Source organism: Superficieibacter sp. 1612_C1 (genome assembly GCF_015234305.1).
Classification (GTDB): Bacteria; Pseudomonadota; Gammaproteobacteria; order Enterobacterales; family Enterobacteriaceae; genus Superficieibacter.
Window position 1 is genome coordinate 125,778 of sequence record NZ_JADGMI010000005.1, and the last position, 12,401, is coordinate 138,178.

General features: G+C 54.3%; 12 protein-coding genes. 6 read left to right on the forward strand and 6 right to left on the reverse strand.

Annotation, left to right across the window (positions count from 1 at the left end):
* Positions 1-234 precede the first annotated feature (234 nt).
* Genes ppdD through hofC form a run of 3 tightly spaced genes read left to right on the forward strand, consistent with a single transcriptional unit; the run spans position 235 to position 3,262 of the window.
* Positions 235-672, forward strand: coding sequence for a prepilin peptidase-dependent pilin (gene ppdD, locus INT84_RS17385; protein ID WP_194207808.1), 438 nt, complete (start codon positions 235-237; stop codon positions 670-672).
* A 12-nt stretch (positions 673-684) separates the two neighbouring features.
* Entirely contained in the window at positions 685-2,070 is a 1,386-nt protein-coding gene (gspE, locus tag INT84_RS17390) for a type II secretion system protein GspE (protein WP_194207809.1), read from the forward strand.
* Positions 2,060-3,262, forward strand: coding sequence for a protein transport protein HofC (gene hofC / locus INT84_RS17395; RefSeq protein ID WP_194207810.1), 1,203 nt, complete (start codon positions 2,060-2,062; stop codon positions 3,260-3,262). The genes gspE and hofC overlap by 11 nt, the downstream gene beginning before the upstream one ends.
* 29 nt (positions 3,263-3,291) lie before the next feature.
* Here the strand turns inward: hofC and INT84_RS17400 are convergent, their stop codons facing one another.
* A complete protein-coding gene (locus INT84_RS17400; RefSeq protein WP_194207811.1) occupies positions 3,292-4,335 on the reverse strand; it encodes a GMP reductase in 1,044 nt (347 codons plus the stop codon).
* A gap of 223 nt (positions 4,336-4,558) precedes the next feature.
* On the opposite strand from INT84_RS17400, the gene coaE reads away from it, so the two are divergent.
* From coaE to yacG, 3 genes are read left to right on the forward strand one after another with little or no spacing between them, the layout of a single operon-like run.
* A complete protein-coding gene (gene coaE / locus INT84_RS17405) occupies positions 4,559-5,179 on the forward strand; it encodes a dephospho-CoA kinase (protein ID WP_194207812.1) in 621 nt (206 codons plus the stop codon).
* Complete coding sequence (gene zapD / locus INT84_RS17410; protein WP_194207813.1) at positions 5,179-5,925, forward strand: cell division protein ZapD; 747 nt, start codon at positions 5,179-5,181, stop codon at positions 5,923-5,925. Before coaE ends, zapD begins: the two co-directional genes overlap by 1 nt.
* Positions 5,926-5,934: 9 nt before the next feature.
* A complete protein-coding gene (gene yacG, locus INT84_RS17415; protein WP_176917982.1) occupies positions 5,935-6,129 on the forward strand; it encodes a DNA gyrase inhibitor YacG in 195 nt (64 codons plus the stop codon).
* 114 nt (positions 6,130-6,243) lie between these two features.
* Here yacG and mutT read toward each other — a convergent pair whose 3' ends face one another.
* From mutT to ftsZ, 5 genes are all read right to left on the reverse strand, one after another.
* Positions 6,244-6,636 (reverse strand): 8-oxo-dGTP diphosphatase MutT, encoded by a 393-nt coding sequence (gene mutT, locus INT84_RS17420; RefSeq protein ID WP_194207814.1) that lies wholly within the window; start codon positions 6,634-6,636, stop codon positions 6,244-6,246.
* Between the two features lie 58 nt (positions 6,637-6,694).
* A complete protein-coding gene (gene secA / locus INT84_RS17425; protein WP_194207815.1) occupies positions 6,695-9,400 on the reverse strand; it encodes a preprotein translocase subunit SecA in 2,706 nt (901 codons plus the stop codon).
* Between the two features lie 58 nt (positions 9,401-9,458).
* Positions 9,459-9,959 (reverse strand): secA translation cis-regulator SecM, encoded by a 501-nt coding sequence (secM, locus tag INT84_RS17430; RefSeq protein WP_194207816.1) that lies wholly within the window; start codon positions 9,957-9,959, stop codon positions 9,459-9,461.
* A gap of 257 nt (positions 9,960-10,216) precedes the next feature.
* On the reverse strand, positions 10,217-11,134 hold the full coding sequence (gene lpxC / locus INT84_RS17435) for a UDP-3-O-acyl-N-acetylglucosamine deacetylase (RefSeq protein ID WP_176917978.1): 918 nt from the start codon (positions 11,132-11,134) through the stop codon (positions 10,217-10,219).
* 100 nt (positions 11,135-11,234) lie between these two features.
* The gene (gene ftsZ, locus INT84_RS17440) at positions 11,235-12,383 is read right to left on the reverse strand and encodes a cell division protein FtsZ (RefSeq protein WP_176917977.1); all 1,149 of its coding nucleotides are present in this window, start codon (positions 12,381-12,383) and stop codon (positions 11,235-11,237) included.
* Positions 12,384-12,401: the final 18 nt, after the last annotated feature.

A 12,401-nucleotide genomic window follows, 5' to 3' on the forward strand; every position in this document is an offset into this window, starting at 1 on the left:
CATCGGGGCGACCGTCGGGTTGGGCCTCCCTCCGGGAACCCAATCCCGACGTTTCCCCTGTTAACCCTTAATGTCAGTAACTTCGGTTCCGTTTTTCGTATCGCCTCGCAGCGCGATGTAACGCCTGTGCAACGCAGTTAAAAAGTCCTGAAAGCATCTTCAGGTCTGGTTTTTTCTCACTCGCCCGCTCGCGTTTCCCCTGCCAGAGTGCTCGCATTTACCGAGGAGCACACGATGAACAGACAGCAAGGATTTACGCTTATTGAACTGATGGTGGTGATTGGCATCATCGCCATCCTCAGCGCTATCGGCATTCCCGCCTATCAAAACTACCTGCGCAAAGCCGCGCTAACCGACATGCTACAAACCTTCATACCCTACCGCACCGCAATTGAGCTTTGCGCGCTGGATCATGGCGGGTTAACCGACTGTGATGGTGGTAAAAATGGCATTCCCTCACCGACCACGACCCGTTACGTTTCAGAGATGAGCGTGGCGCAGGGCATCGTCACCCTCGCCGGGCAGGAGAGTCTCAACGGTCTTAGCGTGGTGATGACGCCCGGCTGGGACAATGCCAGTGGTATAACGGGCTGGCAACGGGTGTGCAATATCCAGCAGGACAGCGCGCTCCAGCAAGCCTGCGAAGACGTTTTCCGCTTCGATATACAGTAAGGAGACACAAAGATGAAACGGGAACAGCTCATCGCGTTATGTAAACGTTATGGCGCAGTGTTATTGGATAGCGACGACGACACGCTCAATATTGCCGTTGTCGGCGATCCCGGTAGTCAGCTACTGGAATCCTTGCGCTTTGCCACACAAAAACGGATTGATATTGAATGCTGGTCACAGGAAAAAATGGATCAGCACCTGCACCTGTCCACACAAAGCCACCTGCCTGCCGTGAGTGAAGGAAGCGGCACGGCCGTGGAGTTACTTAATCAGGCCCTGGAACAGGCGCTTTTACAGCGGGCTTCGGACATTCACTTTGAACCTCTGGCCGATCGTATGCGGATCCGCTTGCGGGTGGACGGCGTGCTGCATCAACTGACGACTATTCCACCTGGGCTTGTCGCCAGCATCATCGCACGGTTAAAAGTACTGGGTAATCTCGATATTGCTGAACGCCGCATGCCGCAGGACGGACAGTTTACGGTTGAACTGACGGGAAAATCGGTTTCCTTTCGTATTGCCACTCTACCGGGTAAATACGCTGAAAAAGTGGTAATTCGCCTGCTCCATCAGGTAGAGCAGGCGCTGGATATCCGGCAACTGGGTATGACAGCCCTTCAGGAGAAAGCGTTCAGCGACGCGCTGAAAATGCCGCAGGGTCTGCTGCTGGTCACCGGCCCCACCGGTAGCGGTAAAACCGTCACGCTTTATAGCGCGCTTCAGTCGCTCAATACGCCTGAGGTGAATATTTGTAGCGTCGAAGATCCGGTAGAGATCCCGCTTGAGGGCATCAACCAGACGCCGATCAACCCGCGTGCCGGGCTGACGTTTCAAAAGGTTCTCCGCGCCCTTCTGCGTCAGGATCCGGACATCATTATGGTGGGAGAGATCCGCGATGGCGACACTGCTGAAATTGCGATTAAAGCCGCGCAAACCGGACATCTTGTGCTTTCAACATTACACACCAACTCCACGACCGAGGCGCTGGTCCGTTTGCAACAAATGGGCGTCGCACGCTGGATGCTCTCTTCCTCGCTGTTATTAGTGGTGGCTCAGCGACTGGTGCGCAAACTGTGTCCGCACTGCCGCACGCAAATTGGCGAGCATAGCGCCGTGCCCTCCTCTCTCTGGCGACGCCCCCTGCCCCGCTGGCGGGCTACCGGCTGCGACCGTTGCTATCACGGATTTTATGGCCGAATAGCCTTGTTTGAACTGTTGCCTGTTGAGGGCAAGCTGCGTCAGGCGATCGCCAGCGAACACAGTGCGATAGACATTCAATCGCAGGCGCATCGCGATGGGATGACCACGCTATTCGAAAATGGCTGTCTGGCGGTGGAACAGGGGCTGACGACGGTAGAAGAGTTACTGCGCGTACTGGGAACACCGCATGAAGGTTAAACAACTCTGGCAGTGGCGTGGGCTGACTCCGGAGGGCGAAATGCAGCAGGGCGTCATATGGGACACCAACCGCACGGCGGCGCTGATGACGTTTCAGCAGCAACATATCACGCCGATGGGGCTGAAACGCTGCGTAGTACGCTCCTCTCTCTGGCGTCGCGAGCATAGTTGCAGCGTTATTCGACAACTGGCGACGCTGCTTCATGCCGGGCTCACGCTGCCAGAGGGATTAATGCTACTGGCGCAGCAGCAACCGGGTAAACAATGGCAGGCGCTGCTGCAAAATGTCGGTCAGGAGCTGGAAAAGGGTATTGCGTTTTCCCTCGCCCTCAAACAGTGGCCGCAGGCTTTTCCTCCGCTATGGCTGGCGATGATCCGCACCGGTGAGCTGACCGGTAAACTTGAGCAGTGTTGCTTTCATCTGGCGGAACAGCAGGAGGCTCAGCAGCGTCTGGCGGCAAAGGTCCGCAAGGCGCTACGTTATCCCATTATCATTCTGACGCTCGCGCTGGCGGTAGTCATGGCGATGGTATGCTGGGTGTTACCGGAATTTGCGGCAATCTATCAGACGTTTAATACACCGCTGCCTGCGTTGACGCGCGGTGTAATGGCGTTTGCACAGGTTATTCAACAATGGGGAATGTTACTTTTTGCCGCCCCGGTACTGGCGCTCGGGATCCTGAACAGGCTACGACATCATACGGGCTGGCTGATACTCAGGCAGAAATGGCTGCTGGCATGTCCAATCGCCGGTGGCCTTATCCGCGGACAAAAGCTTAGCCATATTTTCAGCGTGCTGGCGCTGACTCAAAGCGCCGGGATCGCTTTTTTGCAAGGTTTGCACAGCGCCAGTGAGACGCTGGACTGTCCTTACTGGCAGCGCGTCCTGCGTCAGGTACATCAGGATATTACTCAGGGTTCGCCCGTCTGGCAGGCCATGGAAAGGAGCGGCGAATTTAGCCCGCTATGCCTTCAGTTGATCAGAACCGGCGAAGCCTCGGGTGCGCTGGATACGATGCTGGAAGATCTCGCACGTCATCACAGCGAGAAAACACAAACGGTGGCGGATAATCTGGCGTCGTTGCTGGAACCGATGCTCCTGATTGTCACCGGGGTGATTATCGGGACGCTGGTGGTGGCGATGTATCTGCCCATTTTTCATCTGGGAGATGCCATGAGTGGGATGGGGTAATTGCGCTGGCTTACGCCAGCGCAGATGCATTACAGGCTGTTGAAAACGCGGTTTTCCTGTTCCTGCACGCGAATAAAGGTCGTGCGCTTGGTTAGCTCCTTCAGACGGGAAGCCCCAACGTAGGTACAGGCTGAACGCAGACCGCCGAGAATATCGCGCGCGGTATTCTCCACCGGGCCGCGCAGAGGCAGCTTCACGGTTTTCCCTTCTGCCGCACGATAACCGGCAACGCCGCCGACGTGACGGTTCATCGCGGACTCGGAGCTCATGCCGTAGAACAGCATAAATTTCTCACCGTCCTCTTCGACTACGGTGCCGCCGCTCTCTTCGTGTCCGGCCAGCATCCCGCCCAGCATGACAAAATCAGCACCGCCGCCGAAGGCTTTCGCTACGTCACCCGGCATGGTGCAACCGCCGTCGCTGACGATCTGCCCGCCGAGACCGTGGGCCGCGTCCGCGCATTCGATCACCGCAGAAAGCTGCGGATAGCCGACGCCCGTTTTCACACGAGTCGTGCAAACGGAGCCGGGGCCGATACCAACTTTAACGATGTCCGCGCCGGAGAGAATGAGCTCTTCGCACATTTCACCGGTGACGACGTTGCCCGCGCAGATAGTTTTGTTCGGCCAGGCTTCACGCGCTTTGGTGACGAACTGCACAAAATGCTCGGAATAACCATTCGCCACATCAATACAAATAAAGCTCAGCGCGGGGTGCAGATTAAGGATCTGAATGGTTTTCTCAAAATCTGCATCGGAGGTGCCGGTAGAGACCATAACGTGTTTCAGCACATCGTCAGACACGCTCTGAATAAACCCTTTCCAGTCTTCCGGCGTGTAGTGCTTATGTACCGCCGTCAGAATACCAAATGAGGACAGCGCTTTTGCCATGCCAAAGGTGCCCACGGTATCCATATTCGCTGCGATAATCGGCACGCCTGACCAGCTCTGACCGGAATGCTTAAAGGTGATTTCGCGCTCCAGTTCAACTTCGGAACGGCTTTTGAGGGTAGAACGTTTTGGGCGGATAAGAACGTCTTTAAAACCTAACTTCAGATCTTCTTCGATACGCATGTAGGGTTCCTGGGGTTAAGGGCAATAGAAAAAGCGCAACTCCAGTGACGTTATCATACGCACTAATAGTGTTACCGCAAGACTGCGATTTTCTCTTTTTTTACGCTACAATCCTATAAATTTACCTGGTGAACGGTGGGAAGATAATTATCATCTCTCGCTATGAATTCTCCTTTTTTAACCTTCTGATTTTGAATATCAAATTATTCCGGGACTGGCTTTTATGAGGTATACGGTAGCGTTAACTGGCGGTATTGGCAGCGGTAAAAGTACGGTTGCGGACGCCTTCGCCCTGCTGGGTGTTAACGTGATTGATGCCGATGTCATTGCCCGTCAGGTCGTGGAGCCCGGCACTCAGGCGCTCAATACCATTACTGAACGTTTCGGTCCGTCGATCCTTACGGCTGACGGAGGGCTTAATCGCCGTCTTCTGCGCGAGCGTATTTTTGCCCATCCCGACGATAAATCGTGGCTTAACGCGCTACTGCATCCATTGATCCAGCAGGAAACCCAGCGACAATTCCGCCAGGCCACCTCCCCCTGGGTGCTGTGGGTAGTGCCGCTGCTGGTAGAAAACAGGCTTTATGAGAAAGCCGATCGCGTTCTCGTGGTGGATGTCTCGCGTGAAACCCAGCTGCAAAGAACGATGCAGCGTGACGGCGTGACGCGTGAACATGCCAAACAAATTCTCTCTGCTCAGGCAACGCGCGAACAGCGTCTGGCCGTGGCGGATGACGTCATTGATAACAACGGCGCGCCTGATGCGATAGCATCGGACGTTGCCCGCCTGCATGCGCAGTATTTGAAATTCGCGGCGCAGGCTGTTTCACAGGAAAAATCGTAATGCATCATACGCACATTCTTTTTGAACACCCGCTAAACGAAAAAATGCGCACCTGGCTGCGCATTGAATTTTTAATTGAGCAGATGTCCGCCGCGCTGCCGGTCACCGACCATGCGGGTGCGTTGCATTTTTTTCGTAACGTCGGAGACTTACTGGACGTACTCGAACGCGGTGAAGTCCGTACGGAACTGTTGAAAGAGCTGGAACGTCAGCAGAAAAAATTACAGGCATGGGCCGACGTGCCCGGCGTAGATGTAAATCGTATTGACGCGTTGCGTCAGCAACTGAAGGCCTGTGGCAGTACGCTGATGTCCGCGCCACGAATGGGTCAGCTATTACGCGAAGATCGCCTGATTGGGCTGGTACGCCAGCGTCTGAGTATCCCCGGCGGCTGTTGCAGTTTCGATTTGCCCACGCTGCATATCTGGCTTCATCTGCCGCAAGAACAGCGCGATGCACAGACTGAACAATGGCTTATCAGCCTGCAACCGCTTCAGCAGGCGCTGACGTTAATTATGGATCTGATCCGCAATTCAGCGCCGTTCCGCAAGCAAACCAGCCTGCATGGTTTTTATCAGGATAACGGTGAAGATGCCGATCTGCTGCGCCTGCAATTGCCGCTGGAGGGACAGCTTTATCCGCAAATTTCCGGGCATAAAAGCCGCTTTGCGATCCGTTTTTTGCCACTGGATAGCGAAAATGGTCAGATCCCTGACCGTTTCGATTTTGAACTGGCTTGCTGTTAAGGAGAATATATGTCTGAAGCCACCGTGGTTAATTGCCCAACCTGCGGCAAAGCGGTTATCTGGGGCCAGGAGAGCCCGTTTCGTCCTTTTTGCAGCAAACGCTGCCAGTTGATCGACCTTGGCGAGTGGGCTGCCGAGGAGAAGCGTATTCCCAGCGCGGGCGATCTGTCTGATAGCGATGACTGGAGCGAAGAGAAACAGTAAATATAATCCTGCCGGGTGGCGGCTGCGCCTTACCCGGCATGTGGGCTGGCGTTGTCTGTAGGCCCGCGTAAGCGAAGCGCCACCGGGCATTATTCGACACCCGGCGTCTTAATCTTAAACGGCGTTCACCAGCTTTGCGATAACCGGTGCATTCGCCGGCGGGAAATCGTCCGCCTTTAATTCGTTTACCGCAATCCAGCGCCCCGGCTGTCCTTCTTTACCCCACGGCTCCCCTTCCCAGCGGTCCACCAGCCAGAACCAAAGCGTGATATGGCGGTCCGGAAATTCATATTCCAGCTTATCGAATAACGTGGCGTTATGCGGCGTGATCCCCACCTCTTCCTGCAACTCACGAGTCAGCGCCTGCTCCGGCGTTTCGTCGGCCTCAATTTTTCCACCGGGAAACTCCAGCTTATTCGCCATATGCGCATCAGCAGCACGCTGGGTGATGAAAATCTCATGCTGTGGATTACGAATAATCCCCACGGCAATTTGCAGTTTTTTCATGTTATTACGTCCATAAAAAAGGCGCAGTCGCCTGCGCCTTCCGTGGTTAGCCCGGCCCTTAACTCAGGCGGCCATGGCACTGTTTGTATTTTTTACCGGAACCGCACGGGCACGGATCGTTACGGCCAACTTTGCGTTCGCCGGTCTGTTCCGCAATGGCTTCAGCCGCTGCGGTGTGATCGTCCTGATGGCTGAGCTGCTGCATCTGCGCCAGACGTTCGGCTTCTTCGCGGCGCTGCTGTTCCATCTCTTCCACTTCTTCCGGCTCGCGCACCTGTACTTTGCTCAGGGTGCTGATCACTTCATATTTCAGAGATTCCAGCATCGCAGCAAACATAGAGAAGGATTCGCGTTTGTATTCCTGCTTCGGATCTTTCTGCGCATAGCCACGCAAATGGATACCCTGACGCAGATAGTCCATTGCTGCCAGATGCTCTTTCCACAGCGAGTCGAGGGTTTGCAGCATGACGCCTTTTTCGAAATGGCGCATCATTTCAGCACCCACGATCTCTTCTTTACGCTGATAAACCTCGATCGCGCTGGCAAGGATACGCTCACGCAGCGTCTCTTCATGCAGTTCCGGCTCTTTATCCAGCCACTCAGTAATAGGCAGGTCGAGATCGAAATCGTTCTTCAGACGCTCTTGCAGACCAGGGATATCCCACATCTCTTCCAGTGACTGTGGTGGAATATGGTTATCGATGGTCGCTTTGAACACGTCTTCACGGATGCTATTGATGGTTTCGCTTACGTCCGACACGTCCAGCAGTTCGTTACGCTGGGTGTAGATGGCACGGCGCTGATCGTTGGCCACATCATCATATTCAAGCAGCTGTTTACGAATATCAAAGTTACGGCTTTCGACTTTACGCTGAGCGTTGGCAATGGCTTTAGTGACCCACGGATGCTCAATGGCTTCGCCCGGTTTCATCCCCAGTTTACGCATCATCCCCGCCACACGATCGGAGGCGAAAATACGCATCAGCGCATCTTCCATCGACAGGTAGAAACGGGAAGAACCCGCATCCCCCTGACGACCGGAACGGCCACGCAGCTGGTTATCGATACGACGCGATTCATGGCGTTCAGTACCAATAATATGCAGGCCGCCGGAGGCCAGTACCGCGTCGTGACGAACCTGCCAGTCGGCTTTAATTTGGGCAATCTGTTCCGGGGTCGGCTCTTCCAGCGCAGCAACTTCCGCCTGCCAGCTACCCCCGAGCACGATATCCGTACCACGACCAGCCATGTTGGTAGCAATGGTCACCGCAGCCGGATAACCCGCCTGGGCGACGATATCTGCTTCGCTGGCGTGGAATTTGGCGTTCAGAACGTTATGTTTGATACCGGCTTTCACCAGTTCATTCGACACCACTTCTGATTTTTCAATTGAGATAGTACCGACCAGCACCGGCTGACCATTTGCCGTGCGTTCTTTGATATCTTCAATGATCGCCTGGATTTTTTCCGCTTCGGTCATATACACCAGATCCGCCATATCCTTACGGATCATTGGACGGTTAGTGGGCACAACCACGGTATCCAGTTTATAGATGGAACTGAATTCGAACGCTTCAGTATCCGCCGTACCGGTCATACCGGCCAGTTTTTCATACAAACGGAAGTAGTTCTGGAAGGTAATGGACGCCAGCGTCTGGTTTTCATTCTGAATTTCCACGCCTTCTTTGGCTTCAACGGCCTGATGCAGACCATCTGACCAGCGGCGACCCTGCATGGTACGACCGGTATGTTCGTCGACGATGATGACTTCGCCATCTTTAACGATGTAGTCAACGTCGCGGGTAAACAGGGCGTGGGCGCGCAGTGCGGCGGTCACGTGGTGCATCATCATGATGTTGCCCGGCGAGTAAAGCGATTCGCCCTCTTCCATGATGCCTTCTTTGACCAGCAATTCTTCGATCAGCACCAGGCCGCGTTCGGTTAAGTTAACCTGACGCGCTTTCTCGTCTACAGAGAAATGGCCTTCGCCCTGGAAGGTATCGGAGTCTTCTTTTTCCTGACGGATCAGATGCGGGATGATTTTGTTCATCTGCTTGTACATTTCTGAACTGTCTTCCGCCGGACCGGAGATAATCAGCGGTGTACGCGCTTCATCGATCAGGATGGAGTCCACCTCATCCACCAGCGCGTAGTGCAGTTTACGCTGGACGCGTTCTTCCGGACTAAACGCCATGTTATCGCGCAGATAGTCAAAACCGTATTCGTTGTTGGTCCCGTAGGTGATATCGGCTGCGTAAGCTTCACGCTTTGCCGGTGCAGGCAGGCCAGACATGTTGATGCCGACGGTCATGCCGAGGAATTCAAACAGCGGGCGGTTATTTTCGGCGTCACGCTGTGCCAGATAGTCGTTGACGGTAACCACGTGAACGCCTTTGCCTGACAGCGCATTAAGGTAAGCAGGCAGCGTAGCGGTCAGGGTTTTACCTTCACCGGTACGCATTTCCGCGATACAGCGCTCGTTCAGCACCATACCACCGAGCAACTGGACGTCGAAGTGACGCATGCCAAAAACGCGCTTACTCGCTTCACGCACCACGGCAAAGGCTTCCGGGATCAGGCTTTCAACGGTGTCGCCTTTTGCCAGGCGCGCGCGGAACTCTGCGGTTTTGGCTTTCAGCTCTTCATCAGAGAGCTTTTCCATTGCCGGTTCCATACTGTTAATCAGGTTGACCGCTTTGCGCATACGGCGCAGGGTACGATCGTTACGACTACCGAAAACTTTAGTTAATAATTTGATTAGCATAATAAAATCTCAAACGCCCCGCTGTGCGGAGTCAAAAATTAGTTGAAGGAAGAATGATTCAGCTAAGGCGTTGAGGTCCGGCGCGGATGCCCTGCGCCTGGCTTATCCAGGCAGAGACGCTAAAAGCGGATTTGGGTACGAAGAATGCAATGGCAACCTGGCGGACAATGACCGGCGGTTTGCTCTCCTGCGTCAGCATTGCGCTAAGGGTATTCAGCAACGCAATGTGGTCCGCTTCAAGCGTTAGCGGTTCCTCGGCTACCGGCAATACCTGCGGAGCCATGGCAAAGGAAAGGTGGCGGATCACCGTGCGGATGGCGTGTTGATGCCAGTAGTCCACGGTGAAAGAGGGGCGACGGTTCGCCTCGAGCAGCGCCAGATGAGTAAAGTTAACGCCTGAAGGACGATCGTGACTGCTGGCCGCAGCTTTTGCCGGGACGGCAGGCTCGGTATTACAGAGAGCGGGCAGGCCAAAACCAGCCGCGACCATCCCCAACAGGAGATGCGGCCAGAAATACCGTCTGCCTAACTGTCGCCAGCGCGTCAGCAACCCACTCACTCAATTCACCACTCTGTCAAATCTACAAGAGCCTGACGCTCTGCAATTTATATCCTGTAATGATATTACCATTAATGCTTTGACCCGGCAGTAGTAATAAAGCCTGGAAAAGAGATAAACAGATTAAGAAAACGGCAATCAGACGGCGGATAAAGCAGAAAGGCGAGTAAAGGGAATATGGCGGAGAACAGAAATGAAAAACGACTGGTTTCCCTGGACGGAGAGGGTGCCAGGTTAACCAGTCGAATTTTAGGGCGTTATGCCAGAACCAGGGAAGGCGCTTTGAATGCCAGCGGCAGTTCGGCGTCGTCTTCGAAGGTGACATATTCCCAGGCTTCCTGTTTTGCCAGGACCGCCTGTAGCAGTTTGTTGTTCAGCGCATGACCCGATTTATAGGCAGTAAACGCGCCAATAATATTGTGGCCACACATGAACAAGTCGCCGATAGCATCCAGCATTTTGTGACGTACGAATTCGTCTTCAAAACGCAGGCCGTCATCGTTCAATACACGATAATCGTCAACAACGATGGCACAATCGAAGCTACCGCCCAGGCACAAGCCGCGGGACTGTAAATATTCGATATCGCGCATAAAACCGAAAGTACGTGCACGGCTAATCTGACGCATAAAGGCGTCCGCAGAGAAGTTCATCGCGTAGCGCTGGTTGCTGGAATCAATCGCCGGATGGTTAAAGTCGATGGTAAAGTCCAGCGAAAAACCATTAAACGGTTTGAATTCAGCCCATTTATCGCCATCTTCGACGCGAACGGTCTCTTTAATGCGAACGAATTTCTTCGCGCAGTTAAGTTCGTCGATGCCTGCGTCTAACAGCAGGTAAACGAACGGCGCAGCACTGCCATCCATAATCGGCACTTCAGGCGCATCGACTTCAATAACAATGTTGTCGATACCCAGGCCCGCCAGGGCGGCGTTCAGGTGCTCTACCGTTGAAATCCGCACGTCATGCTCATTGACCAGGCAAGTACAGAGCATGGTATCACGCACAGATTTGGCATCGGCCGGAAAATCTACCGGTGGATTCAAGTCGGTGCGACGATAGATGACCCCGGTATTTGCCGGCGCAGGGCGCAGCGTCAGCGTGACTTTCTTGCCGGTATGTAAACCGACGCCAGTCGCCTGAACGATACGTTTTAATGTCCTTTGTTTGATCATCGTATTATCTCGCCAAATTACCTATCCAACCGAAGTGTACTATACATTCGGGCGAGCAGTTTAGCACAAAGAGCTAAGATGCCCAACTTCCAGCCAATTCTTAGTCGGCCTGCTTACGCAAAAAGGCAGGAATATCCAAATAATCCGGCTCTTTTGCCTGAGACGTATTGTCGTTAACCACCTTCGCCGCAGGCTTCTGCTCCTGCGTCAGCGGTGCCATACCGTGCTGCTGATAGCGATCCAGTACCGGCTGTTGCGTCTGTTTGTTAGTCACCAGGGTAATTTCAGGACGTTTGTCCATGCCAATACCGGTCGCAACCACAGTAACGCGCAGTTCGTCGTTCATGTCCGGATCCAGAGACGTACCGATAACCACGGTCGCATTGTCTGAAGCAAACGCACGAATGGTGTTACCAACGGTTTCAAACTCATCCAGACGCAGGTCGAAGCCCGCCGTAATGTTGACCAGAACGCCACGCGCGCCGGACAGATCGATATCTTCCAGCAGCGGAGAAGAGATAGCCATTTCAGCCGCTTCTTCCGCACGGTCTTCACCGCTGGCAACGCCGGAACCCATCATCGCATAGCCCATTTCGGACATCACCGTACGCACGTCCGCAAAGTCGACGTTCATCAGGCCAGGACGGGTGATCAGTTCGGCGATACCCTGCACCGCCCCTTTCAGTACGTCATTTGCCGCACCAAACGCATCGAGAAGCGAAATACCGCGACCCAGCACTTTGAGCAGCTTGTCGTTCGGGATGGTGATCAATGAGTCAACGTGCTTGGACAGCTCGGTAATCCCCTGCTCGGCAAATGCCATGCGCTTCTTGCCTTCGAAGTTGAAAGGCTTGGTCACAACAGCGACCGTCAGGATACCCAGATCTTTTGCCACTTCTGCTACCACAGGCGCAGCACCGGTACCTGTACCACCACCCATACCGGCGGCGATAAAGACCATGTCTGCCCCGTCAAGCGCTGCACGCAAGGCTTCACGATCTTCGTCAGCTGCGTTGCGCCCCACTTCCGGGTTAGCCCCAGCGCCCAGACCTTTGGTGATGCCACCACCGATCTGAATCGTCTGGCCAACCGCCGTTTTACGCAGCGCCTGAGCGTCGGTATTAACCGCGAAGAATTCAACACCTTCGATGCGCTCACGCACCATGTGTTCAACGGCATTGCCGCCGCCGCCACCGACGCCGATGACTTTAATCACCGCGTCGTTGGTCAGTTCCATAGGTTCAAACATAATTTCTCTCTCCGTTGT